The sequence below is a fragment of the Streptomyces sp. col6 genome (genome assembly GCF_008042035.1).
Taxonomy (GTDB): domain Bacteria; phylum Actinomycetota; class Actinomycetes; order Streptomycetales; family Streptomycetaceae; genus Streptomyces.
Genome location: NZ_RDBL01000029.1, coordinates 577,380 through 600,467, shown reverse-complemented (window position 1 = coordinate 600,467; position 23,088 = coordinate 577,380). Strand labels below are relative to the sequence as shown.

Here is a 23,088-nt window from a genome sequence, read left to right as displayed (position 1 = left end):
ACCACAGTCATGGCCATCACCGATGACCTGCGCAAGACCCTCACCGACCCGACCCCCCTCTACTTCGCCGCCGGCACCGCCGACCTCGCCGTGCGCCAGGCCCGCAAGGTCCCGGCGCTGCTCGAACAGCTGCGCGCCGAGGCGCCCGAGCGCATCGAGGCCGTGCGCAACACCGACCCCAAGGCCGTGCAGGAGAAGGTCACCGAGCAGGCCCGTGAGGCGCAGGCGACGCTCCAGTCCAAGGTCACCGAGGTGATCGGCGCGTTCGACACCGACCTGAAGAAGCTCGGCGAGAACGCCCAGGACCTGGCGCTGCGCGGCGTGGGCGTGGCCGCCGAGTACGCGGTCCGGGCCCGTGAGACGTACGAGAAGGTCGCCGAGCGCGGCGAGCGCACCGTGCGGACGTGGCGGGGCGAGACCGCCGACGAGATCGTGGAGATCGCCGTCGTCGTCGAGCCGCGCAAGGAGTCGGAGCCGGCCGCCACGAAGGCTGCCCCGGCCGCGAAGCCCGCTCCCGCCGCGAAGCCGGCCGCCGCGAAGCCCGCCGCCACCGCCAAGCCGGCCACCGCCAAGCCCGCCGCGGCGAAGCCGAAGCCCGCTGCCGCCAAGAAGGCGCCCGCGCGCAAGCCCGCCGCGAAGAAGGCCACGCCGCCCTCCGCCAAGTAGCCGTGCCGTCCGGCAGGTGTGCCGGGACGGCGTGCGGGCACCATCCGGGTGGCCCGGTCGTTGTCCCGGTACCTTGGCCGCGAGGCGCTTTCCACTGACTAGGCGGTGCACATCATGTTGCTCGAAGGCTTCAACTCGTTCCTCGGGCTGCTCTACACGGCCATGCTCGTCCTCGCCGTGATCGCGCTGGTCATGGCCCTGATGGCCCGCGAGGACGCGTACCGCGCCGCGGACAAGCAGAAGAAGTCGTTCTGGCTGATCATTCTCGGCGTCGCGGTGGCGGTGAACCTCTGGGCGCCCTTCCTCTTCCTCCAGCTCGCCGGGCTGATCGCCAGCATCGTCTTCTTCGTCGACGTGCGGCCCGCCCTCAAGGCCGTCTCCGGCGGGGGCCGCCGACGCGGCGGCTCCAGCAGCGACGGCCCGTACGGCCCCTACAACGGCGGGCGCTGAGCCCCTGCCGGTGACGCCGGGCGCGGGCGCGGGATGCTGACGCTCCGCCCGCCGCCCGGGGCCCGCAGCCGGGCGGGGTCCTGGTCGCGGTCGAGCAGCAGGACCGCGACGTCGTCGGTCAGCTCGCCGCCGTTCAGCTCCCGGGCCTGGGTGACCGCGGCCTCCAGCAGGTCCTCGCCGGTCAGCCCCTCGGCCAGCTGCCGGTTGACCATCGCCAGCATGCCGTCCTGCCCGAGGCGCTGCGTGCCGTCGCCGACGCGGCCCTCGATCAGGCCGTCCGTGTACATCATCAGGCTCCAGGCGCCGCCCAGTTCCACCTGTCGGCGCGGCCACCGCGCACGCGGCAGCAGGCCCAGCGCCGGTCCGCCGTCCTCGTACGGGAGCAGCTGGGCCGCCCGTCCGTGGCGGGCGATCAGCGGCGCGGGGTGGCCCGCCAGGCACAGGCCCGCGCGGCGGCCGTCCGGGGCGATGTCCACGGTGCAGAGCGTCGCGAAGATCTCCTCGCTCTCCCGCTCGTGCTCCAGGACCTGCTGGAGCGTGGACAGCAACTCGTCGCCGCACAGCCCCGCCAGCGTCAACGCGCGCCACGCTATGCGCAGTTCCACGCCGAGAGCCGCCTCGTCCGGGCCATGGCCGCAGACGTCGCCGATCATCGCGTGCACCGTGCCGTCCGGGGTGCGGACCGTGTCGTAGAAGTCCCCGCCGAGCAGTGCCCGGCTGCGGCCCGGACGGTATCGCGCCGCGAAGCGCAGGTCGGAGCCGTCGAGGAGCGGGGTGGGGAGCAGTCCGCGTTCCAGCCGGGCGTTCTCCTGGGCGCGCAGCCGGGACTCGGTGAGCTGGCGCTGTGCGACGTCGGCGCGTTTGCGTTCGACGGCGTAGCGGATGGCCCGGCTGAGCAGCCTGCTGTCCAGCTCACCCCGGAACAGGTGGTCCTGCGCGCCCACCCGGACCGCCTCGGCGGCCAGTTCGGCGTCGTCCTCGGTGGTGAGGGCGAGCACGGCGTGCCGGGGCGCGATCCGCAGGACGTGCTTCAGCGTGGCGAGCGCGTCCTCCTCGCCCTCGCGGTCGCCGCGCGTCTCGGCCCCGGCCGGCAGGGCCAGGTCGAGCAGGATGCAGTCCACGTCGTCGGTGAGGAGCCGGCCCGCCTCGGTGAGGTTGCGGGCGGCGCGGATACGGACCCGGGCACCGGCCGCGGCGGAGAGCTCCGGGGCGGTGAGGGTGCCCGCTGGGTCGTCCTCGATCACCAGGAGTGTGAGGCCGGCGCCGGAGCTGTTCTCCGCGGCGGGCGCGGAGCACGGCTGCGGTTCGGGTACGGGCATCGGTTCGGGTTTCCTTCCCTCCCCCCGAGGGCGCGGCGGAGCGACGATCGACGTCCCGCCAGACGGGGACCATAGCGGTCCGGGCCGCGCGAACGGAATGGCGACTCGCACACGGCCTCCGGCATATGCACCGCCATAAGCCGCGTCCCACCACGGATCAGACGCGGTGGGCCGCCCTGCGGCCCCGTACGACGGCATGACAAAGGTCACGCCGAACGGAAGGGCCGCAGTGGCCCGCCTCACGCGGGGGCGGCTGCGCCGCCGGGTGCACCCAAGTGGAGCCGGGCGCCGACCAGGGCCTCCGGCGCGCCGCGCATGGAGCGCCCGCCGCACGGGGCGCCCACGCACCGAGCGCCCAGGCCCCGGCGCGCCTCGTGCCCCCGCGCGCGGAGCACCCCGGGACGGCACCGCCGCCCCCGTGCCCCCGCCGTCCGCCCAGGGACTACGCGTCGGGGCCTGGGCGCTCGGTGCGTGGGCGCCCCGTGCGGCGGGCGCTCCATGCGCGGCGCGCCGGAGGCCCTGGTCGGCGCCCGGCTCCACTTGGGTGCACCCGGCGGCGCAGCCGCCCCCGCGTGAGGCGGGCCACTGCGGCCCTTCCGTTCGGCGTGACCTTTGTCATGCCGTCGTACGGGGCGGAACAGTGGCGGCTGCTGCCGCACATCGCCATCCAGGACATGCGCCCCGGCGACCTGATCATCTACCACGCCGAGTATCTGCATCGTGCCCGCGCCCGCCAGGGTGACGTCGCGGCCGGGGCGCGGGGCGTGGACGATCTGGCCGTCGCCCACGTACATGCCGACGTGTGTGGCGTCGGCGTGGTAGATGATCAGGTCGCCGGGGCGCATGTCCTGGATGGCGATGTGCGGCAGCAGCCGCCACTGTTCCTGCGAGGTGCGCGGGATCGGGCGGCCCGCCGCCGCCCACGCCTGGGACGTCAGCCCGGAGCAGTCGTACGACTTGGGGCCCTCCGCGCCCCACACGTACGGCTTGCCGATCTGCGCCGTCGCGAAGGCCACCGCCTTCTTGCCGAGCGGGCTTGCCTCGCGGTTGATCTCCTTCAGCGCTCCGGAGCCGAGCCAGGAGGTCTGTGCCTGGCGCGCCGCCTCCTGCTCCATCTTGAGGAGCCGGGCGCGCTCCTCCTTCTCCAGCTGCGACTCCAGCTTCTTCGCCGCCGCTATCTGCGCGTTGATCTTCTTCTTGGCCTTGGCCTGCTTGACCCGGCCGGCTTCGAGCTTGGTCCAGTTGGTGCTGGCGTCCTTGGTGTAGGTCTCCAAGTCCTGCTGGGTCCTGGTCAGTTCGCCCAGGAGCCCCTTGGTGGCCTGCTGGCCCTGGCGTGCGCGGCTGATCCCGTCGAGGAAGAGCTGCGGGTCACCGCTGAGCATGAGCCGCGCGCCCGGCGGCAGTCCGGCGTTGCGGTACTCCTCACGGGCCTGGGCGCCCGCCCGGCTCTTGAGGCCGGCGATCTTCGCCTGGCCCTCGGCTATGGCCTGCGCCAGCCTGACGATCTCGCCCGACTGCTTCTTGGTCTTCTCCTCGGCGAGGTTGTACGCGTCCGTGGCGGCGCCCGCCTTCAGGTACAGCTCGTCGATCTCCGCGCGCACCTCTTCGAGGCTCTTCTTCCCGGGCTCCGCCGGTGCGGTCGGCCCGCCCGGCCCCGGTGGTGTCGGTGCGGCGAACGCCTGGACCGGCGCGGCGACGACGGCCAGCGCGCAGACCAGAGTGATCGCGGCGGCGGCACAGTGACGTCGGTACACGAGCTCCCCCTCCGAGCAGTTCCTCACTGTTCGAGCAGTTCCCAACAACCTGATTAACCGTCAGTAACATGTGGTCTCGACGAGATCGTGCCATGCCGTACCGAAAAGCAACAGAGGCAGACACATCCCGGCCAGGGGGCGCCACTTCGCTCTTCCGTCACTCCCCGCCAACCCCACCCCATCGGTGCCCCACTGACTCCGACGAACGATGACCGCCCGCCGTTCCCCCCGCACGGGTGAATCCTGGCGCGACGAGGGCGCACCGCCGCGACCGGTGAACGCGCCCCCTCACAACCCCCCGGGCTCCAGCGCCCCCCACTCCACCGTGACTTCGCCCTGGCGCCACCGGCGTACCCCGTCCGTCAGCGGCCAGTCGCCGGAGAGCGTCCGGACCGCCGTGATCCAGCGCTGCCGGGCCCCCAGCGACGCGTACGGCGCCGCCGCCGCCCACGCCCGGTCGAAGTCGCGGAGGAACGCGTACACGCGCTCGCCCGGCACATTGCGGTGGATCAGTGCCTTCGGCAGTCGCTCGGCGAGATCGGACGGCCGGTCCAGCGAACCGAGCCGGGTCGCGAAGGTCACCGTGCGCGGCCCCTCGGGCCCCAGCGCCACCCACACGTGCCGGCGCCCGATCTCGTCGCAGGTGCCCTCCACCAGCAGCCCGCCCGGCGTGAGCCGGTCGCACAGCCGCTGCCAGACGGCGGTCACCTCGCCCTCGTCGTACTGGCGCAGCACATTCGCCGCCCGGATCAGCGCGGGCCGCTCCGGCAGCGGGATCTCGAAGCCGCCGTGCCGGAAGGTGAGGCCCTCGCGCGCGTACGGCTGCGCGGCGGCCACCCGTTCCGGGGAGATCTCGATGCCGACCACCGCCGTGCGCGGCTCGGCGGTGCGCAGGCGCTCCAGCAGTTCGACGGCGGTCCAGGGCGCCGCCCCGTAACCGAGGTCGACGGCGACGGGGGAGTCGGCGCGGCGCAGCGCAGGGCCGTGCGTGGCGGCGATCCAGCGGTCCATGCGGCGCAGCCGGTTCGGGTTGGTGGTCCCGCGGGTCGCGGTGCCGATCGGGCGCATGACACAGAGCGTAACGATCCGGGCGGATGCGGGCGCAGGGCGGGCAGGAGAGCATCGTGACGACACGCCGCGTGTACAGCGTAATGATTTGGCAAAGCGGAAATGAAAGGAGGGATTCCGCTGTTCCCCACCTTCGAAGGGACCGTGCGCCCCTTCGGTGCCGTGCCGTGAACCAAGCCGGCACCGGGGCCCAGCGAGGAGGACGGACGACGTGACCCAGTACGTCTCTCGGCTCGGCAGCAGCCGTGGCGCACCGCGTCTCAGGTTCCCCGCAGGACTCGCCGGCTCCTTCACCGCCGGTCACCGCAGGCCGCGCCGCATCGCGATGCTCTCCGTGCACACCTCCCCGCTGCACCAGCCGGGGACGGGCGACGCCGGCGGCATGAACGTGTACATCGTGGAGCTGGCCAAGCGGCTCGCGGCGATCAACATCGAGGTCGAGATCTTCACCCGCTCCACCACCGGCGGGCTGCCCGCCGCCGTGGAGCTGGCGCCCGGCGTCCTCGTCCGGCACATCGACGCGGGCCCGTACGAGGGGCTGGCCAAGGAGGAGCTGCCCGCCCAGCTCTGTGCCTTCACGCACGGCGTGATGCAGGCGTGGGCCGGCCAGCGCCCCGGCTACTACGACCTCGTCCATTCCCACTACTGGCTCTCCGGACACGTCGGCTGGCTCGCCGCGCAGCGCTGGGGCGTTCCCCTCGTGCACGCCATGCACACCATGGCCAAGGTCAAGAACGCCGCGCTCGCCGAGGGCGACACCCCCGAGCCCGCAGCCCGGGTCATCGGCGAGACCCAGATCGTCGACGCGGCCGACCGGCTGATCGCGAACACCGCCGAGGAGGCCGACGAGCTCGTCCGCTTCTACGACGCCGATCCGCACGCCGTCGCCGTCGTCCACCCCGGTGTCAACCTCGACCGCTTCCGCCCCGCCGACGGCCGTGCCGCGGCCCGCGCCCGTCTGGGGCTGCCGCAGGACGCCCTGGTGCCCCTCTTCGCGGGCCGCATCCAGCCGCTGAAGGCCCCGGACGTGCTGCTGCGGGCGGTCGCCGTGCTGCTCGACCGCGACCCCTCGCTCCGTTCCCGGATTGTGGTGCCCGTCGTCGGCGGCCCCAGCGGCAGCGGCCTCGCCAAGCCGGAGGGGCTTCAGAAGCTCGCGGCCCGGCTGGGCATCGCGGACGTCGTACGGTTCCACCCGCCGGTCGGGCAGGACCAGCTGGCCGACTGGTTCCGCGCCGCGTCCGTCCTGGTCATGCCCTCGTACAGCGAGTCCTTCGGCCTGGTCGCGGTCGAGGCCCAGGCGGCCGGTACCCCGGTCGTCGCCGCGGCCGTGGGCGGCCTCCCGGTGGCCGTGCGCGACGGGGTCAGCGGCTTCCTGATCCCCGGGCACGACCCGGCGGCGTACGCGCAGGCGCTTGAGCGGTTCGTGGCGGCGCCGGAGCTGGTCGCCCGGATGGGCGGGGCGGCGGCGGAGCACGCGCGACGGTTCGGCTGGGACACGGCGGCGGCCGCCACCGCGGAGGTGTACACGGCGGCGGTCCAGGAACACCGCAGGCGGACCCGCACCCGCGCGTAACCTCGCGTCCTGCCCGCCTCCGCCACACGTGAAACCGTGCGCACCCGCCCCCGACCGCGTGCCTTTACCGCCTGACGTACGCTCGAAACATGGCTGACGCACCCGTACCGGCGAAGAACGAGGCCACCCGGGCCGCACAGGTCCTCGAAGCGGCCTTCGCCGACGCCGGGCTCGACTGGGAGAGCCCCGCGGCGGGCAGCTACGTCGTCCAGCTCCCCGGCACCCGCAAGCTCGCGACCACCTGCTCGCTGATCGTGGGCGCCCACAGCCTCTCCCTCAACGCGTTCGTCATCCGGCACCCCGACGAGAACGACGCGGCGGTGCACCGCTGGCTGCTGGAGCGCAATCTGCGCCTTTTCGCCGTGAGTTACGCGATCGACCCGCTCGGGGACATCTACCTCACCGGCAAGCTGCCGCTCTCCGTCGTGACGCCGGAGGAAGTGGACCGGCTGCTCGGCTCCGTTCTGGAGGCCGCCGACGGCGCCTTCAACTCCCTGCTGGAGATCGGTTTCGCGACGGCGATCCGCAAGGAGTACGCCTGGCGGGTCTCGCGCGGCGAGTCCACCCGCAACCTCGACGCCTTCGCGCACCTCACCCAGCGCCCGGAGAGCTGACCTCGCGTGACCGGCGCGATCAGGTGCGGATACGCCGGCCCCGAGGGAGCGAAGTGATCACGACGTTGTCACGATCACCCGCGATGCCCACGGTAAAGGATTGTCAAACCACAGCGGACTCTTAGAGTTGGCTCACCCCCACGAACCCCCATTTCCAGCCGCGCCGAACCCGGCGGGGCTGCTCTCGTGCGGGCGAAACACTTTGAGACAGAAGGATGGGCCATGCGACCCACTGCCATACGCCGTACCGCCGTTGCCGCCACGGTGATGTCCCTGGCCCTGTTCACCGCGGCCTGCGGTTCCGACAGCGACGACAAGGACAGCGGCAAGGCGTCCGGCTCCTCGGCCCAGCCGTCGGAGAAGGGCGCGGACCAGGCTCCCGCGAAGGCGCTGTCGGCCGCCGAGCTGGAGAAGGTCTCGCTGGCGCAGGGCGACGTCAAGGGGCACAAGATCAGCAAGGCCGGTCCGGCCGATGTGATCGAGGCCAAGGACGTCACCGCGGACAAGGCCGCCTGTGACGTCTTCGGCGACCTGCTGATGGGCGCCAAGGCCGGTTCGCCCGCCGCCTCCACACAGCGCAAGGTGGCCAGCGAGCCGAAGAAGGGCGCGGACAAGGACACCGCCGACGCCGAGGAGGCGTTCAAGGCCGCGTTCGACATCACGACCACGATGACCACGCTGGCCTCGTACGACGGCAAGGGGGCCGAGGAGACACTGGCCTCCCTGCGCACCGCCGCGACGGAGTGCGCCTCCGGCTTCACGCTCACCGCCGCCGGCTCGAAGCAGAAGATCGTCAAGATCACGGAGGAGCAGGTCAAGGGCGGCGAGGAGGCCGCGGCCTGGAAGGTGGCCGTGGAGGCGGACGGCGAGAAGATGACCCTCAAGCTCATCGCGCTGCGCCAGGGCGCCACGGTCGCCTCGTTCAGCGCGATGAACCTCGCCGCCATGGACGACGGCGGCGACTTCGACCTGCCGGCCGCGGTGATCGACGCCCAGGCGAAGAAGCTCGCCTGACGGCTCGTCAGGGCAGCGGGACGAGCCGTACGACGGTGACGGTCAGGACCGACCCGGAGACGTAATAGAGCACGATCGCCCCGGCGACCGTCGCCTCACGGCGATCGTGCTCTCCCTTGACGGCGGTGGACCCGTGCCCGTACGGCTCCACCCCCAGGGTCCCCGCCATCTCGTCCCGGAAGGTGTCGCCGTCCCGCATCTTGGCCAGGGTGTCGTCGGCGGGCGGCGCGTAGGAGATCCGGAAGCTCAAGCGACGCTCCGCCTCTCGGCCTCGTCCCGCGCCAGCCGGTCCAGGATCCGCTCGGCCTCCGGATCGGGTACGGCCTCCAGCATCCAGTGCCGCATCACGGCCTGGATCTCGTGCACCCCGGCCTCGTTGATCGCCCGGTCGAACTCCTCCCGCCGCCCCTCGGGCAACGCGTCGCGGATAGCCGGAATGCTGTTGGGCACCTCGACCTCGGCACCCCCGACAAAGGTCTTCAACGGCTCACCCATGACCGCCCTCCCGCTCTTCCCCGCATGCGCCACAGGGTACGGGGCGAGGTGACGCGCGTCACTTCCGCCTGCGCCACCAGCGGGCCGGTGCGGGCGTCGCGGCGTCGGAGTCCGCGGCGGGCCGCCGCAGCAGGTCCCGTACGGCGGTACGTATGTGGTCGAAGCCGGCCACGGGGTGACACGCCGTCTCGTCCTCACCCTCGCCGGGCAGCAGCACACCGAGGCACATGAGCTTGAAACTGCGCTCCGCGAGGTGGAGCCCGACGAAGACCGGCGCCCCGGCACAGCCTCGGGGGACGGGCCCGCCCCAGACGAAACCCTCGCCGTCGTCGCGCCGCACGATCTCCCCGACGACCACGGCCTGTTCCCGCTGGGTGCGGTCGGGGCCCACGTCGTGGCCCAGTACGTACGCCGGAACCGGACCGTCACCCAGCAGCGCGATGTCCTCCGCCTTCGCGGCGATGCCATCGGTGATCTCGTCGGTCGCCCACGCCCACTTCTTCCGGCGCGCGAGCGCGTGCAGCACACCTGCGGGCAGGACGGAGACGCCGGTGTCGCCGAGCGGTATCCAGCCCTCCTGGAACCGCGGCATCATCAGGGCGTTCGCGCTCATCGGTGTATCCGAGAGCTCGGCCCGCAGACGTATTTCGGCGAGGTCGTACCGCGTCAGCGCCCCCGCGGTCACCAGGTACTGCACGTACGTTTCGCTGTCGTCGTCCTCGGACACGAGATCGTTGAACCAGAACGCCGTCCCGAAGGCGTCGTCGCGGTGTGCCCGCTGATACGGCAGCGTGGAGCGACGGCAGTTGGCGAGGATGGCATCGATGAGGGACCGGTGATCGGCCGTCTGTTCGGACACAGAGGCCGAACCTACGCGAGGGAGCCGGTGCCCCGCAGTGCCGGCCCACGCAAAGGCCCCCGCCCGATGGTGCCGGGCGGGGGCCTTCTCGGGGCAGCTGTTACTTCTTGCCCTGGTTCTTCACGGCCTCGATGGCCGCCTGGGCGGCGTCCGCGTCGAGGTAGGTGCCGCCCGGGTTCAGGGGGCGGAAGTCCGCGTCGAGTTCGTAGGCGAGCGGGATGCCCGTGGGGATGTTCAGGCCCGCGATGTCGGCGTCGGAGATGCCGTCGAGGTGCTTGACCAGGGCGCGGAGGCTGTTGCCGTGGGCGGCGACCAGGACCGTGCGGCCGGTCAGGAGGTCCGGGACGATGCTGTCGTACCAGTACGGCAGCATGCGCGTGACGACGTCCTTCAGGCACTCCGTGCGGGGGCGCAGCTCCGGCGGGATCGTCGCGTAGCGCGCGTCGTCGCTCTGGGAGAACTCGGTGCCGTCCTCGAGCGGGGGCGGCGGGGTGTCGTACGAGCGGCGCCAGAGCATGAACTGCTCCTCGCCGAACTCGGCGAGCGTCTGGGCCTTGTCCTTGCCCTGGAGGGCGCCGTAGTGGCGCTCGTTCAGACGCCAGGAGCGGTGGACGGGGATCCAGTGGCGGTCCGCGGCCTCCAGCGCGAGCTGGGCGGTGCGGATGGCGCGCTTCTGGAGGGAGGTGTGCAGCACGTCGGGGAGCAGGCCGGCGTCCTTCAGCAGCTCACCGCCGCGGACCGCCTCCTTCTCGCCCTTCTCGGTGAGGTTGACGTCCACCCAACCGGTGAACAGGTTCTTCGCGTTCCATTCACTCTCGCCGTGGCGGAGGAGGATCAGCTTGTACGGTGCGTCGGCCATGAGTCCGAGCGTAATCGAACCCGTCCGAGCCGCGCGCGACCGGTCACAGGGCGGACAGCGAGGACCGGGATGGCGGGGGAGCGGGGTGCCCTCCGTCGTTTGACGGGGCGCGTCAATTGAGTGGCAGGGGCGGCTCGCGGGTTCGTAATGTTCGGATCGTCGGTGGGCCACTTACTTCCCCGACGTCATCCGTCGTACGTCCCTGGGGGGAACCCGTATGTCTGCCGCCGCCGGTTTCGGCCGGGCCACCCGGGCCACCCGGGAAACGGTCTCCGGTCTCCCCAGGGAGTTCTGGTGGCTGTGGACCAGCACCCTGGTCAACCGCCTCGGGGCGTTCGTCGCCACCTTCATGGCCCTCTATCTGACGCTGGACCGCGGCTACTCCGCCTCGTACGCCGGTCTTGTCGCCGCCCTGCACGGGCTCGGCGGGGTCGTGTCCTCGCTCGGGGCCGGAGTGATGACGGACCGCTTCGGGCGCCGGCCCACCATGCTCGCCGCGCAGCTCTCCACCGCCGTGTCGGTCGCCGTGCTCGGGTTCATGGTGCACCCGGTGGCCATCGCCGGTGTCGCCTTCCTCGTCGGGATGGCGAGCAACGCCTCCCGCCCGGCGGTCCAGGCGATGATCGCCGACATCGTCCCGGCCGAGGACCGGGTGCGGGCCTTCTCGCTCAACTACTGGGCCATCAACCTCGGCTTCGCCGTCTCCTCCGCGGGCGCCGGGTTCGTCGCCGAGTACAGCTATCTCGCGGGCTTCGTCGGCGAGGCCGCGATGACCCTCGTCTGCGCGGTCGTCGTCTTCCTGAAGGTGCCGGAGTCCAGGCCGGAGCGCTCCGGCGGACCGACGGCCGGCGGGGTGCCCGCCGACGACGGCGTACGGCTCTCCACCGTCCTGCGCGACGGACGGTTCATGGGCGTCGTCGGCCTGTCCTTCGTGATCGCGCTGATCTTCCAGCAGGGGTACGTGGGCCTGCCGGTGGCGATGGGTGCGGACGGGCTCAGCAGCTCCGACTTCGGTACGGCGATCGCGGTCAACGGTGTGCTCATCGTCGCCCTGCAGATCCCCGTCACCCGGTTCATCCAGAGCCGCGACCCGCGCCGGCTGCTCGTCGTCTCCTCGCTGCTCGCGGGGTACGGATTCGGACTGACCGTTCTCGCGGACTCCGTCGGGGTGTACGCCCTGACCATCTGCGTGTGGACCGTCGCCGAGATCATCAACGCGCCCGTGCAGAACGGCCTGGTCGTCCAGCTGTCGCCCGCCCACGGCAGGGGCCGTTACCAGGGGGTGTACGCCCTGTCCTGGTCGGCCGCCGCGCTCGTCGCGCCCCTGATGTCCGGCGTGGTCATCGACCACTTCGGCGCCGGCTGGCTGTGGGCCACCTGCGCGCTGCTGGGCACCGTGGCCGCCGCCGGGTACTGGCTGCTGATGCGCGGCCTGCCGTCCGGGGCGGCCGTCACGAAGGAGACCGTCGTCGCGGTGGAGGCTGCCGTCGCGGTGGAGACCGTCGTCGCGACGGAGACGGCCGTCGCGACCGGGACCGCCCCGCAGGAGACCGGCGTACGGGTCACGAAGGCGGAGGCGTCGCCCTCGTAACCCGTACGGCCCAGTGGCCGGTGGCCGGTCCGGCGTCAGCCCGAGCAGCCACCGCACTGGCACGGCGCCCCGGACTGGCAGCCGCACCCGCAGCCCGATCCGCAGCCGCAGGCGCCCAGAACGGTCAGGCGCACCACCTCGACGGGGGCCTCCTGCTCGGGTTCGGTCATGGGGGAGTCGGCCATGGTTCCTCCTCAAGGCGTACGACAGGGCCGCACGCCCGCACGGGGCCCGCGACCGGGGCGTACGGACACGTCGTGCCGCCCCACCCCATTGCATGCCCACCCGGACGGGCGCATCAACGGCGCACATGCGCAGGAACGCATGTGCGAGCCGTGCGCGCGGGCGTGCGCCCCGCCGTCCCGCGCCCCGGCCTTCCCGCGCCGGGGCCCTCTCAAGCGCCGTCGACCGGTGCCGGCTGCTGGATCTCGTCCGCGTGCTCGCCCGTCACCAGGTAGACCACCCGCTTGGCCACCGACACCGCGTGGTCGGCGAACCGCTCGTAATAACGGCCCAGCAGCGTCACGTCGACGGCCGTCTCGATGCCGTGCTTCCAGCGGTCGTCCATCAGGTGCTGGAACAGCGCGCGGTGCAGCAGGTCCATCTCGTCGTCGTCCTGCTCCAGCTGGAGCGCCAGGTCGACGTCCTTGGTCACGATCACCTCCGCCGCCTTCGCCATCAGGCGCTGCGCGAGCTGGCCCATCTCCAGGATGGTGGCGTGCAGGTCGTGCGGGACGGCGGACTGCGGGAAGCGCAGCCGGGCCAGCTTGGCGACGTGCTGGGCCAGGTCGCCGGAGCGCTCCAGGTCCGCGCTCATCCGCAGCGACGTCACCACGATCCGCAGATCGGTCGCCACCGGCTGCTGGCGCGCCAGCAGGGCGATGGCGCGGGCCTCCAGCTCGTGCTGGAGGTCGTCCACCTTCTGGTCGGCGGCGATCACCGACTCCGCGAGCTTGAGATCGGCGTCGAGCATCGACGTCGTCGCCCTGCCTATCGCCGACCCGACGAGCCGGGCCATCTCGACCAGGCCCTCGCCGATCGAGTCGAGTTCCTCGTGGTACGCGTCACGCATGGGATGTCCCTCTCCAGTCCTTGACCGAGGCCGGGGCCCGCCGATGACCGGCTCCGAACCCCACGACGCCACCGTGACGGGCGTACGCGTCGGATTCCGACCGGCCAAGTGAACCGGTGCTTGCCCCTCGGTGAACTCTGGGCGACGAGTGGCCGAGGAGGCCATCGGACGGCTGGGAGAGTGTCCGCCCGGCCGCATAACCTGGACACATGGACGTGAACGCGGCGGTCGCCGCAGCTGCCGCGATCGCCGGTGTCGGTACCGGTGTGATCGCCATGCTGGCGTTCCGCTGGAGCGAGCGCGACCAGAAGAAGCCGACGCGCACCTCCCTGCGGCCCGACAGCAACGCCCCGCTGCCCCCCGGCGTCGACACGGTCCTGTCCGTGCTCAGCTCCTCCGCGGTCGTGCTCGACGAGAGCGACAGCGTCGTCAAGGCCAGCTCCGCCGCGTACGCGCTGGGGCTCGTCCGGGGCGGCCGGCTCGCCGTCGAGCCGATGCTCAACATGGCGCGGGACACCCGCCGCGACGGCGAGATACGCCAGGTCGAACTGGATCTCCCGCGCCGGGGAACGGGCCGGGGCGAGGCGCTGGCCGTCTCCGCCCGGGTCGCGCCGCTCGGCTCCCGGCTGGTGCTGCTGCTCGTCGAGGACCTCACCGAGGCCCGCCGCATCGAGGCGGTCCGGCGCGACTTCGTCGCCAACGTCAGCCATGAGCTCAAGACCCCGACCGGCGCCCTGTCCCTGCTCTCGGAGGCCGTGCTCGACGCCTCCGACGACCAGGAGGCGGTGGAGCACTTCGCCCGCCGCATGCAGATCGAGGCGACCCGGCTCACCAACCTCGTCCAGGAGCTGATCGACCTCTCCCGGGTGCAGAACGACGACCCGCTGGAGGACGCCGAACCGGTCCGCGTCGACGAACTGGTCGCCGAGGCCATCGACCGCTGCCGCCAGCAGGCCGGCTCCAAGCAGATCACCATGGCCGCCGGCGGCACCGCCGACCTGCGGATATGGGGAAACCGCGGCCAGCTCGCCGCCGCTCTCGGCAACCTCGTCGAGAACGCCGTCAACTACAGCCCCGCCCGCACCCGCGTCGGCATCGCCGCCCGCCGTGTGGTCGTGCCCGGCGGGGACGAGATCGAGATCGCCGTGACCGACCAGGGCATCGGCATCTCCGAGAAGGACCGGGAACGGGTCTTCGAACGCTTCTACCGCGTCGACCCGGCCCGCTCGCGCGCCACCGGTGGCACGGGCCTCGGCCTCGCCATCGTCAAACACGTGGCCGCCTCGCACGGCGGGGAGGTCACCGTGTGGAGCTCGGAGGGACAGGGCTCCACCTTCACCCTGCGGCTGCCCGAAGCGGGCTCCGCACGCGGCCGGGACCGCGCGGCGGGCGGCCCGCTCATCGTCAACGGCGACGAGGCGTCCCACCCGGGCGCCACCCCCGACTCCTACGTACCCTTCCCTGCCCCGGAGGCTCTTCCGTGACCCGAGTGCTTGTCGTCGAGGATGAGGAATCCTTCAGCGACGTCCTGTCCTACATGCTCCGCAAGGAAGGCTTCGAGGTCGCCATCGCGGCCACCGGACCCGACGGCCTGGACGAGTTCGAGCGCAACGGCGCCGACCTCGTACTGCTCGACCTGATGCTGCCCGGACTCCCCGGCACCGAGGTCTGCCGCCAGCTGCGCAGCCGGTCCAACGTGCCGGTGATCATGGTCACCGCCAAGGACAGCGAGATCGACAAGGTCGTCGGCCTGGAGATAGGGGCCGACGACTACGTCACCAAGCCCTTCTCCTCCCGCGAGCTCGTCGCCCGCATCCGCGCGGTGCTCCGCCGGCGCGGCGAGCCCGAGGAGGTCGCCCCCGCCGCCCTGGAGGCGGGCCCGGTCCGCATGGACGTGGACCGGCACGTCGTCACGGTCTCCGGCGGCAAGGTCGACCTGCCGCTCAAGGAGTTCGACCTGCTGGAGATGCTGCTGCGCAACGCGGGCCGGGTGCTGACCCGGATGCAGCTCATCGACCGGGTCTGGGGCGCGGACTACGTGGGCGACACCAAGACCCTCGACGTCCACGTGAAGCGCCTGCGCGCCAAGATCGAGCCGGACCCGGGCGCGCCCAGGTTCCTGGTGACCGTGCGCGGCCTGGGGTACAAGTTCGAGCCGTAGACCGGCCCGTACGTCCGGCATGGCTGAGGCGCCTCCCCCGGCGGGGAAGGCGCCTCAGCCATGTGTGCTGCGGGGTGCGGCTCAGCCGGGCTGGCCGGACTCGCTCGCCGAGGAGGAGGCCGTGGCCTCGCCGGACGGGCTCTCGGAGGTGTTCGGCGACGCGGACCCGGAGGCGGAGCCGGACGGCGAGGCGTCCGGCGTCTTCGGCGGCTCGGGCAGCGCGCTGGGGCCGAAGCCCTCGAAGTAGTGGGTCGCGGGGACCACGGAGGCGCCCAGGGAGACCTGGCCGGTCCGGCTGAACGTGAAGACCAGCGGCTGCACGTTGCCGTTCTCCGTCGCCTCGTCGCCGTTCTCGATCACGGCGGCGGCGTTGCCCTTGCCGCCGAGGACGACCCTGCCGCCGGCGGGGACGACGAGCGGGCCGGAGCCCTTGGCGGGGTGCAGCTGCACGGAGCCGCTGCTGCCCTTCAGGGTGATGGAGTCGAGGGTCTCCGCCTTGGTGCCGGTGTTGAACACCGTGGCGGAGACGACCGCCGGGCCCTTGGCGTCGCGCTCGGGCTGCGTGATGACGTTGACGTTCTGGATCTTGATCGTGCCGGCCGAGGTGGCGGCGTTGTCAGGCCTGACTTCGAGCGTCTGCGCGTTATTGCCCGCACCGCACGCGGTGAGCGCGGTGATCGAGAACGCGATGGCAGTGGCGGCGAGGGCGCCGTGTCGAAGGCTGCGGCTCACGGCGGCGGCAACTCCTTGAACGAGCGGACGGGTACGGACGGGTCGGGCGGGTGGTGCAAAGCCGCCCCAAGGGTCTGTCAGCCGTCAGGTTACCGAGCCCCCCTCGCCGCCCCGCACCCCCCTCGCCGCCCCGCACCCGACCCGCCCCTGACGGGCCCGTGATCCCGGGCCCGGTCGCGTCCGTACATTCGCGGTCTCTTCACATAACGCGCTTGATCAAATTCCGGCCGCGCGTTCACCCCGGGCTTCGTGGCTGTTCACGGACGGTGGCGCATTCATTGCGCATAATCCCCCGTGCGGCCGTACGTTGATCAATTTCATTGGCCATCGGCACTTACGTCCGAACGAGTGATCCATCGCCGAACGGGCTACGGAAAGTTCGGCAACCGGAACCCGACAAAACGGGACGTTCGGCCCCTTCGGAGCTAGGCGGAGTGCGTGTAACGTCCGCGTTTCTCCGTCCCCGTACAGCGGCTCCGACCTGCGAATACCGTCTTCCGCGGCCCGTCCGCAGCACGTCCCTGTCGCAGTTGTCAAGCCCCGAGATATGCCCTGACCTGCGAAAACGCCATTCAGGAGAAGCGATTCTCGTGTTACGCTTGATAGCCACGGAAGGGGTACCTGTCACATGACGTTCAAGGTTGGCGACACCGTGGTCTATCCCCATCACGGGGCCGCGCTGATCGAGGCTATCGAAACTCGCCAGATCAAAGGCGTGGACAAGACCTACTTGGTGCTCAAGGTCGCTCAGGGCGACTTGACGGTGCGTGTACCGGCGGACAATGCGGAGTTCGTGGGTGTGCGCGACGTAGTCGGGCAGGAAGGGCTGGACCGCGTCTTCGAGGTGCTGCGCGCACCGTATGCCGAGGAGCCGACGAACTGGTCGCGGCGCTACAAGGCAAATCTCGAGAAGCTGGCGTCCGGCGACGTCATCAAGGTCGCCGAAGTCGTTCGCGACCTGTGGCGCCGTGAGCGCGAGCGCGGACTCTCCGCAGGTGAGAAGCGCATGCTCGCCAAGGCCCGCCAGATTCTGGTGAGCGAGCTCGCCCTCGCGGAGAACACCAACGAGGACAAGGCCGAGGCCCTCCTCGACGAGGTTCTCGCATCCTGAACCGGATGGCACCGGTCGTCCTGACGACCGGATCGCACCGGCCGTAGAAAATGTGCCGCGGTGCCCGCTGACCAGCTCTATTCACGCTGTGTCGTCGGGCGCTGCGGCATGTTCGGACCTGCGGGGTCGCAAGCGAACGGCGAATTCCAGCCATATGCGGGTCCGGCTGGACATTGTTTTCGGCCACCAACGGCGAGATTCGGCCGGATTCCCCGGCACCTGCCGATGATCCCCCGCCGCACGCCCTTGGTACGTTGCTCGCGATCTTGCCGACACCGGCGTGCGAGGCCGACCCCGAGCGGCCGCGACGTGCCCCCACCCGCCCGGGGTCACGGAAAGGGTCCCGGTCGAGTCATGGCGCAGCGCCCCGGCTCGCTTGTGGCCATACCCACGCCGGCCGTGGACACAAACATGCCGAAGCCTCGGAGTGCTACCGATGTCTGAACAACCGCGTCCCTCCCGCACGGCCGCCGTGATTCCCGCGGCCGGCCGCGGCGTACGGCTCGGCCCCGGGGCCCCCAAGGCGCTCCGCGCGCTCAACGGGACGCCCATGCTCATCCACGCCGTACGCGCCATGGCGGCCTCCCGGCACGTCTCCCTGGTCGTCGTCGTCGCACCGCCCGACGGCGCCCCCGAGGTCCGCAACCTCCTCGACGAGCACGCCCTGCCCGAGCGCACCGACTTCCTCGTCGTGCCCGGCGGCGACACCCGCCAGGAATCGGTGAAGCGCGGCCTCGACGCCCTCCCCGACACCATCACCGCCGTCCTGGTCCACGACGCGGCCCGCCCCCTCGTCCCCGTCGACACCGTGGACGCGGTCGTCGAGGCCGTACGCGACGGCGCCCCCGCCGTCGTCCCCGCCCTGCCGCTCGCCGACACCGTCAAGGAGGTCGAGCCCGGGGCTCCCGGCGCGCCCGAACCGGTGCTCTCGACGCCGGTCCGCGCCCGGCTCAGGGCCGTACAGACCCCGCAGGGCTTCGAACGCGCCACCCTCGTCCGCGCCCATGAACAGGTCGCCGTCAGCGGTGAGGGCGCCACCGACGACGCCGGCATGGTCGAACAGCTCGGCGCGCCCGTCGTCGTCGTGCCCGGACACGAAGAGGCGTTCAAGGTGACCCGGCCCCTGGATCTGGTCCTGGCCGAGGCCGTACTCGCACGCAGGAGGGCCAACGATGGCTTCTGAGACCCCCGGGCCCGCACAGGCCCCCGCGCCGGTGATCCCGCTCGTCGGCATCGGCACCGACATCCACGCCTTCGAAGAGGGCCGCGAGCTGTGGTGCGCCGGACTGCGCTGGGACGGTGAGGGCCCCGGCCTGGCCGGACACTCCGACGCGGACGTCGTCGCCCACGCCGCCTGCAACGCCCTCTTCTCCGCCGCCGGCCTCGGTGACCTCGGGCAGCACTTCGGCACCGGCCGCCCCGAGTGGTCCGGCGCCGCCGGGGTCACCCTCCTCACCGAGGCCGCCCGTGTCGTCCGCGCGGCGGGCTTCGAGATCGGCAACGTGGCCGTCCAGGTCGTCGGCGTACGCCCCAAGATCGGCAAGCGGCGCGACGAGGCGCAGCAGGTCCTGTCCGACGCCGTCGGCGCCCCCGTCTCGCTGTCCGCGGCCACCTCCGACGGCCTCGGTTTCACCGGCCGCGGCGAGGGCATCGCCGGCCTCGCGACCGCCCTCGTCTACCGCACCGGCTGACGCCGGCCGCACGTACGCACGGGCCGCCCGCACCCGCCCCGTAACAACTGCGCCCGCAATATCCACAGGGGCGCGGGGCACTGGTGCGGGCCCACTACCCTTGAGGGGTGACTATTCGCCTGTACGACACCAGCGCCCGGCAGATCCGTGACTTCGTCCCGCTCGCAGCGGGCTGTGTCTCGATCTACCTCTGTGGCGCTACCGTCCAGGCCGCCCCGCACATCGGGCACATCAGGTCCGGACTGAACTTCGACATCATGCGCCGCTGGTTCGAGTACCGCGGCTACGACGTGACGTTCGTCCGGAACGTCACGGACATCGACGACAAGATCATCGCCAAGTCCGCCGAACAGGGCCGCCCGTGGTGGGCCATCGGCTACGAGAACGAGCGCGCGTTCAACGCGGGCTACGACGCGCTCGGCTGCCTGCCGCCCACCTACGAACCCCGCGCCACCGGGCACGTCCCGGAGATGATCGAGATGATGCGCGGCCTCATCGAGCGGGGTCACGCCTACGCCGCCGACGGCAACGTCTACTTCGACGTGCGCTCGTTCCCCGGCTACCTGGAGCTCTCCAACCAGGAGCTCGACGACCTGCGCCAGCCCTCCGGCGAGGGCGAGACCGGCAAGCGCGACCAGCGCGACTTCGCCCTGTGGAAGGCGACCAAGCCGGGCGAGCCCAGCTGGGAGACGCCCTGGGGCCGCGGCCGCCCCGGCTGGCACCTGGAGTGCTCCGCCATGGCGCACAAGTACCTCGGCACCGCCTTCGACATCCACGGCGGCGGCATCGACCTGATCTTCCCGCACCACGAGAACGAGATCGCCCAGGCCAAGGCCTTCGGCGACGACTTCGCGAAGTACTGGGTGCACAACGGCTGGGTCACCATGTCCGGCGAGAAGATGTCGAAGTCGCTCGGCAACTCGGTCCTCGTCAGCGAGATGGTCAAGGCCTGGCGCCCGATCGTCCTGCGCTACTACCTGGGCACCCCGCACTACCGGTCGATGATCGAGTACAGCGAGGAGGCTCTGCGCGAGGCCGAGTCGGCGTTCGCCCGGATCGAGGGCTTCATCCAGCGCGTCACCGAGAAGGCCGGCGAGACCGTCGCCGCCGCCTCCGAGGTGCCGCCCGCCTTCGCCGAAGCCATGGACGACGACCTCGGTGTCCCGCAGGCGCTCGCGATCGTCCACACCACGGTGCGCCAGGGCAACTCCGCCCTCGCCGCCGACGACAAGGAAGCCGCTGTCGCGCGCCTCGCCGAGGTCCGCGCCATGCTCGGCGTCCTGGGCCTCGACCCGCTCGACGACCACTGGGCCGGCGAGAGCGACCGCGGCGACGACCTGCACGGCGTCGTCGACACCCTCGTCCGCCTCGTCCTCGACCAGCGCCAGTCCGCGCGCGCCCGCAAGGACTGGGGCGCCGCCGACGCCATCCGCGACCAGCTCAACCAGTCCGGACTCGTCATCGAGGACAGCCCGTCCGGACCGCGGTGGACACTCGGCCCGCGCCAGTAGCCCCACCACATGCCGCCCGGTCCGCCGGGCGGCACACTTCACTTATACGTACGCACGACCGAAGCAACGAAACAGGTAGGTCATGGCCGGGAACAGCCAGCGCAGGAACCGCCGCACGTCCAACAAGAAGGGCGCGCAGGTCGGCAGCGGTGGCCAGCGACGCCGGGGCCTGGAGGGCCGGGGCCCGACGCCGCCCGCCGAGGAGCGCAAGAAGCACAAGAAGAACCGCATCGCGACCGCCAGGGCCAAGCAGGCCGCCAACCGCCGCCCGGCCCCCCGCCGCGGCGGTGTCAAGGGCGCCTCCGAGATGGTCGTCGGCCGCAACCCCGTCTTCGAGGCCCTGCGCGACGGCGTGCCCGCCACCACGCTCTACGTCCAGCAGTACATCGACAACGACGAGCGCGTCCGCGAGGCCCTCCAGCTCGCCGGTGAGCGCGGCAACATCAACCTGATGGAAGCGCCCCGCCCCGAGCTCGACCGCATGACCGGCGGACTGAACCACCAGGGCCTCGTCCTCCAGGTCCCGCCCTACGAGTACGCCGAACCGCAGGACCTCCTCGAAGCCGCCTACGACAACGGCGAGGACCCCCTCATCGTCGCGCTCGACGGCGTCACCGACCCCCGCAACCTCGGCGCGATCGTCCGCTCCGTCTCCGCCTTCGGCGGCCACGGCGTCGTCGTCCCCGAGCGCCGCGCCGCGGGCATGACCGCCGGAGCCTGGAAGTCCTCCGCCGGCACCGCCGCCCGGACCCCGGTCTCCAAGGTCACCAACCTCACCCGCGCCCTCGAAGCCTTCAAGAAGGAGGGCATCGCGGTCGTCGGCCTCGCCGCCGACGGCGAGCACACCGTCGAGGACCTCGAAGCGCTCGCCGGACCCGTCGTCATCGTCATTGGCAGCGAGGGCAAGGGCCTCGGCCGCCTCGTCGGCGAGACCTGCGACTACCGCGTCCGCATCAACATGCCCGGCGGCGCCGAGTCCCTCAACGCCGGTGTCGCCGCCGGCATCGTCATGTACGAGGTCGCCCGCCGCCGCGCCTGATCCACCGGCCCCGGACGGGCCGCGCGGGGGCGCGCACGCACGTGCACGCGCCCCCGCGCAACCCCCCACCACCTGTTGACGGGTCTCGGACACTTCGACACGGTGCAGGCAGTGTCCTAATCACACATCACTCGGTTAGATGAGTGTGGACACCAGAACGCCTCGGTTCGACGAACTACCCGCCCTGAGCATGACCAAGGTGGACTGCGACCCTGCGCAGGTCATCGTCAACCACGCCAGCTTCCGGGTGCAGCTCGCCCCCGGCCAGCGCGCACGGCTGCGCGGTGCGACCCCCGCCGGCGCGCCCAGGATCCCCGCCATGAGCGCCGCCGGAGCCGGACGCGGCCGCCGCGCCCCCGTCGTCTGGAGCGGCAAGTCCGCCCCCGGTGACCCCGGCGCCACCGGGCTCCTCCAGGCCGTACGCAACTCCACCGCCGGCCGCCCCGAAACCGCCTACGACCCGTACGAGCCGTACGCCTCGTACGAGTTCGACCACGGACGCGGCGGCGCCGGCACCCAGGTCATCCCGCGCCTGGACGAGCACCCCCTCGAAGAGACCCAGCCCAACCCCGTCATCGGCGCGCCCCGTTCCGGTGGTCCGCTGCTGCCGCCGATGCGCCGGGCGGTCGGCGCCTACGACGCCGCCGACCCCGGCCCGTACGACGCGGACCGCTACGACCACCGGGACGCGTACGACGACGAGTCCGCCGTCGACCTCACCGACGGGGACGGCGAGACCCGTGGCCGCCGCCGGGACGGCAACGACGACGTGCGCCACGCGTACTACCCGGGCCGCCGCATGAACCTCGGCGTCGTGCTCCTGCCGATGCGGGTCTTCCTCGGCTTCATCTCCATCTACGCCGGCATGGGCAAGCTCTGCGACCCCGTCTACTTCGACGGCGGCGAACGCGGCTCCATGGTCAAGTGGCTCAACTCGCTGCACCCGTGGGCGCTGGCCGAACCGCTGCGCGACTTCGCGCTCTCGCACCCGGTCGGCGCCGGGCTCTCCATCGCCTTCCTCCAGGTCGTCGTCGGTGTCCTCACCGTCCTCGGGCTCTGGCAGCGCGTCGCCGCCACCATCGGCGCCCTGCTGTCCGCCGCTCTCCTGGTCACCGTCAGCTGGCGCACCGTCGCCGCCTACGACGCGCCCGACATCATCTACCTGGCCGCCTGGAGCCCGCTGATCATCGCGGGCGCCCCCGTCTACTCCATCGACGGACGCCTCGCCGGGGAGGCCTGGCGCAAGCTCGGCCCCCGCTCCGAGATCTGGGACCTGCGCCGCCGCGTCCTGCGCCGCGGTGCCGTCGTCGCCAGTGTCGTCGTCGGCCTCACCCTCCTCATCGGCTCCGTCCTCGGCGGCGCCGTCCGCTCCACCGAGGTCGTCACCGTCCCCGGCCCCCACGGCGTCCCCACCAACCAGCTCCCCGGCTCGCCGCTCCCCGACAAGTCCCGCAAGGGCAAGGCCTCCGAGAGCCCCGCCGGGGACCGCCCCACCCCGTCCCACAGCAC

At 71.9% G+C, this 23,088-nt stretch carries 23 protein-coding genes and 1 pseudogene; 14 read left to right on the top strand and 10 right to left on the bottom strand.

Features of this window, described 5'->3' with window-relative positions:
• The first annotated feature begins 9 nt into the window (after positions 1–9).
• Together EAO73_RS32095 and EAO73_RS32090 are read left to right on the top strand one after the other, a co-directional pair.
• Positions 10–666, top strand: a complete 657-nt coding sequence (locus EAO73_RS32095; protein WP_147975005.1) for a hypothetical protein — start codon at positions 10–12, stop codon at positions 664–666.
• Positions 667–780: 114 nt separating this feature from the next.
• Positions 781–1,116 (top strand): DUF2516 family protein, encoded by a 336-nt coding sequence (locus EAO73_RS32090; RefSeq protein ID WP_147975004.1) that lies wholly within the window; start codon positions 781–783, stop codon positions 1,114–1,116.
• On the opposite strand, the gene EAO73_RS32085 is transcribed toward EAO73_RS32090, so the two are convergent.
• The 3 genes and pseudogenes from EAO73_RS32085 to EAO73_RS32075 form a co-directional block, all read right to left on the bottom strand.
• Positions 1,098–2,435 carry a PP2C family protein-serine/threonine phosphatase gene (locus tag EAO73_RS32085; protein WP_147975003.1) on the bottom strand — a complete coding sequence of 446 codons (1,338 nt, stop codon included), beginning with the start codon at positions 2,433–2,435 and terminating at the stop codon, positions 1,098–1,100. The genes EAO73_RS32090 and EAO73_RS32085 overlap by 19 nt on opposite strands.
• 698 nt (positions 2,436–3,133) lie before the next feature.
• Positions 3,134–4,189, bottom strand: a pseudogene (locus EAO73_RS32080) (C40 family peptidase); the annotation flags it as partial.
• Between the two features lie 288 nt (positions 4,190–4,477).
• The gene (locus tag EAO73_RS32075) at positions 4,478–5,257 is read right to left on the bottom strand and encodes a class I SAM-dependent methyltransferase (protein ID WP_147975002.1); all 780 of its coding nucleotides are present in this window, start codon (positions 5,255–5,257) and stop codon (positions 4,478–4,480) included.
• Between the two features lie 211 nt (positions 5,258–5,468).
• On the opposite strand from EAO73_RS32075, the gene mshA reads away from it, so the two are divergent.
• The 3 genes from mshA (at position 5,469) to EAO73_RS32060 (ending at position 8,458) form a co-directional block, all read left to right on the top strand.
• Positions 5,469–6,830 (top strand): D-inositol-3-phosphate glycosyltransferase, encoded by a 1,362-nt coding sequence (gene mshA / locus EAO73_RS32070; protein WP_147975001.1) that lies wholly within the window; start codon positions 5,469–5,471, stop codon positions 6,828–6,830.
• Positions 6,831–6,919: 89 nt separating this feature from the next.
• Positions 6,920–7,444 carry a YbjN domain-containing protein gene (locus EAO73_RS32065; protein WP_147975000.1) on the top strand — a complete coding sequence of 175 codons (525 nt, stop codon included), beginning with the start codon at positions 6,920–6,922 and terminating at the stop codon, positions 7,442–7,444.
• A 222-nt stretch (positions 7,445–7,666) separates the two neighbouring features.
• Positions 7,667–8,458, top strand: coding sequence for a hypothetical protein (locus EAO73_RS32060; protein ID WP_147974999.1), 792 nt, complete (start codon positions 7,667–7,669; stop codon positions 8,456–8,458).
• Between the two features lie 7 nt (positions 8,459–8,465).
• Here EAO73_RS32060 and EAO73_RS32055 read toward each other — a convergent pair whose 3' ends face one another.
• From EAO73_RS32055 to EAO73_RS32040, 4 genes are all read right to left on the bottom strand, one after another.
• On the bottom strand, positions 8,466–8,708 hold the full coding sequence (locus EAO73_RS32055) for a hypothetical protein (protein WP_147974998.1): 243 nt from the start codon (positions 8,706–8,708) through the stop codon (positions 8,466–8,468).
• Complete coding sequence (locus EAO73_RS32050) at positions 8,705–8,953, bottom strand: hypothetical protein (RefSeq protein WP_147974997.1); 249 nt, start codon at positions 8,951–8,953, stop codon at positions 8,705–8,707. Before EAO73_RS32050 ends, EAO73_RS32055 begins: the two co-directional genes overlap by 4 nt.
• 58 nt (positions 8,954–9,011) lie before the next feature.
• A complete protein-coding gene (locus EAO73_RS32045; RefSeq protein WP_147974996.1) occupies positions 9,012–9,812 on the bottom strand; it encodes a hypothetical protein in 801 nt (266 codons plus the stop codon).
• 100 nt (positions 9,813–9,912) lie between these two features.
• Positions 9,913–10,671: a phosphoglyceromutase gene (locus EAO73_RS32040; RefSeq protein ID WP_147974995.1), complete on the bottom strand. Its 759-nt coding sequence runs from the start codon at positions 10,669–10,671 to the stop codon at positions 9,913–9,915.
• Positions 10,672–10,888: 217 nt separating this feature from the next.
• Between EAO73_RS32040 and EAO73_RS32035 the strand changes: the two genes are divergently transcribed.
• A complete protein-coding gene (locus EAO73_RS32035; RefSeq protein ID WP_147974994.1) occupies positions 10,889–12,262 on the top strand; it encodes an MDR family MFS transporter in 1,374 nt (457 codons plus the stop codon).
• Positions 12,263–12,297: 35 nt separating this feature from the next.
• On the opposite strand, the gene EAO73_RS36195 is transcribed toward EAO73_RS32035, so the two are convergent.
• Positions 12,298–12,447 (bottom strand): hypothetical protein, encoded by a 150-nt coding sequence (locus EAO73_RS36195; RefSeq protein WP_191134298.1) that lies wholly within the window; start codon positions 12,445–12,447, stop codon positions 12,298–12,300.
• A 209-nt stretch (positions 12,448–12,656) separates the two neighbouring features.
• A complete protein-coding gene (gene phoU / locus EAO73_RS32030) occupies positions 12,657–13,334 on the bottom strand; it encodes a phosphate signaling complex protein PhoU (RefSeq protein ID WP_147974993.1) in 678 nt (225 codons plus the stop codon).
• Positions 13,335–13,543: 209 nt separating this feature from the next.
• Between phoU and EAO73_RS32025 the strand changes: the two genes are divergently transcribed.
• Both EAO73_RS32025 and EAO73_RS32020 read left to right on the top strand, forming a co-directional pair.
• Positions 13,544–14,818 carry a sensor histidine kinase gene (locus EAO73_RS32025; protein ID WP_147974992.1) on the top strand — a complete coding sequence of 425 codons (1,275 nt, stop codon included), beginning with the start codon at positions 13,544–13,546 and terminating at the stop codon, positions 14,816–14,818.
• Entirely contained in the window at positions 14,815–15,495 is a 681-nt protein-coding gene (locus tag EAO73_RS32020; RefSeq protein ID WP_018519642.1) for a response regulator transcription factor, read from the top strand. Before EAO73_RS32025 ends, EAO73_RS32020 begins: the two co-directional genes overlap by 4 nt.
• 81 nt (positions 15,496–15,576) lie before the next feature.
• On the opposite strand, the gene EAO73_RS32015 is transcribed toward EAO73_RS32020, so the two are convergent.
• Positions 15,577–16,227, bottom strand: coding sequence for a copper chaperone PCu(A)C (locus tag EAO73_RS32015; protein WP_147974991.1), 651 nt, complete (start codon positions 16,225–16,227; stop codon positions 15,577–15,579).
• A 628-nt stretch (positions 16,228–16,855) separates the two neighbouring features.
• Here EAO73_RS32015 and EAO73_RS32005 point away from each other — a divergent pair.
• The 6 genes from EAO73_RS32005 to EAO73_RS31980 form a co-directional block, all read left to right on the top strand.
• Positions 16,856–17,338: a CarD family transcriptional regulator gene (locus tag EAO73_RS32005; RefSeq protein ID WP_006380568.1), complete on the top strand. Its 483-nt coding sequence runs from the start codon at positions 16,856–16,858 to the stop codon at positions 17,336–17,338.
• 436 nt (positions 17,339–17,774) lie between these two features.
• Positions 17,775–18,521, top strand: coding sequence for a 2-C-methyl-D-erythritol 4-phosphate cytidylyltransferase (ispD, locus tag EAO73_RS32000; RefSeq protein WP_147974990.1), 747 nt, complete (start codon positions 17,775–17,777; stop codon positions 18,519–18,521).
• Positions 18,511–19,029, top strand: coding sequence for a 2-C-methyl-D-erythritol 2,4-cyclodiphosphate synthase (gene ispF / locus EAO73_RS31995; RefSeq protein WP_147974989.1), 519 nt, complete (start codon positions 18,511–18,513; stop codon positions 19,027–19,029). The genes ispD and ispF overlap by 11 nt, the downstream gene beginning before the upstream one ends.
• Before the next feature lie 107 nt (positions 19,030–19,136).
• The gene (gene cysS, locus EAO73_RS31990) at positions 19,137–20,540 is read left to right on the top strand and encodes a cysteine--tRNA ligase (RefSeq protein WP_147974988.1); all 1,404 of its coding nucleotides are present in this window, start codon (positions 19,137–19,139) and stop codon (positions 20,538–20,540) included.
• Between the two features lie 82 nt (positions 20,541–20,622).
• On the top strand, positions 20,623–21,579 hold the full coding sequence (rlmB, locus tag EAO73_RS31985) for a 23S rRNA (guanosine(2251)-2'-O)-methyltransferase RlmB (RefSeq protein WP_147974987.1): 957 nt from the start codon (positions 20,623–20,625) through the stop codon (positions 21,577–21,579).
• Positions 21,580–21,769: 190 nt separating this feature from the next.
• Positions 21,770–23,088, top strand: a 1,319-nt coding sequence (locus EAO73_RS31980; protein ID WP_147975419.1) for a DoxX family membrane protein, incomplete at its 3' end; no start/stop codon positions are given.

What these genes read in the sequence shown, in the direction of transcription:
- EAO73_RS32095 (WP_147975005.1), top strand. Translation starts at nt 10, where the DNA reads ATGGCCATCACCGATGACCTGCGCAAGACCCTCACCGACCCGACCCCC.
- EAO73_RS32075 (WP_147975002.1), bottom strand. Translation starts at nt 5,257, where the DNA reads ATGCGCCCGATCGGCACCGCGACCCGCGGGACCACCAACCCGAACCGG.
- EAO73_RS32085 (WP_147975003.1), bottom strand. Translation starts at nt 2,435, where the DNA reads ATGCCCGTACCCGAACCGCAGCCGTGCTCCGCGCCCGCCGCGGAGAAC.
- EAO73_RS36195 (WP_191134298.1), bottom strand. Translation starts at nt 12,447, where the DNA reads ATGGCCGACTCCCCCATGACCGAACCCGAGCAGGAGGCCCCCGTCGAG.
- EAO73_RS32060 (WP_147974999.1), top strand. Translation starts at nt 7,667, where the DNA reads ATGCGACCCACTGCCATACGCCGTACCGCCGTTGCCGCCACGGTGATG.
- EAO73_RS32050 (WP_147974997.1), bottom strand. Translation starts at nt 8,953, where the DNA reads ATGGGTGAGCCGTTGAAGACCTTTGTCGGGGGTGCCGAGGTCGAGGTG.
- EAO73_RS32040 (WP_147974995.1), bottom strand. Translation starts at nt 10,671, where the DNA reads ATGGCCGACGCACCGTACAAGCTGATCCTCCTCCGCCACGGCGAGAGT.
- EAO73_RS32090 (WP_147975004.1), top strand. Translation starts at nt 781, where the DNA reads ATGTTGCTCGAAGGCTTCAACTCGTTCCTCGGGCTGCTCTACACGGCC.
- EAO73_RS32005 (WP_006380568.1), top strand. Translation starts at nt 16,856, where the DNA reads ATGACGTTCAAGGTTGGCGACACCGTGGTCTATCCCCATCACGGGGCC.
- ispD (WP_147974990.1), top strand. Translation starts at nt 17,775, where the DNA reads ATGTCTGAACAACCGCGTCCCTCCCGCACGGCCGCCGTGATTCCCGCG.
- EAO73_RS32065 (WP_147975000.1), top strand. Translation starts at nt 6,920, where the DNA reads ATGGCTGACGCACCCGTACCGGCGAAGAACGAGGCCACCCGGGCCGCA.
- EAO73_RS32025 (WP_147974992.1), top strand. Translation starts at nt 13,544, where the DNA reads ATGGACGTGAACGCGGCGGTCGCCGCAGCTGCCGCGATCGCCGGTGTC.
- EAO73_RS32035 (WP_147974994.1), top strand. Translation starts at nt 10,889, where the DNA reads ATGTCTGCCGCCGCCGGTTTCGGCCGGGCCACCCGGGCCACCCGGGAA.
- phoU (WP_147974993.1), bottom strand. Translation starts at nt 13,334, where the DNA reads ATGCGTGACGCGTACCACGAGGAACTCGACTCGATCGGCGAGGGCCTG.
- ispF (WP_147974989.1), top strand. Translation starts at nt 18,511, where the DNA reads ATGGCTTCTGAGACCCCCGGGCCCGCACAGGCCCCCGCGCCGGTGATC.
- rlmB (WP_147974987.1), top strand. Translation starts at nt 20,623, where the DNA reads ATGGCCGGGAACAGCCAGCGCAGGAACCGCCGCACGTCCAACAAGAAG.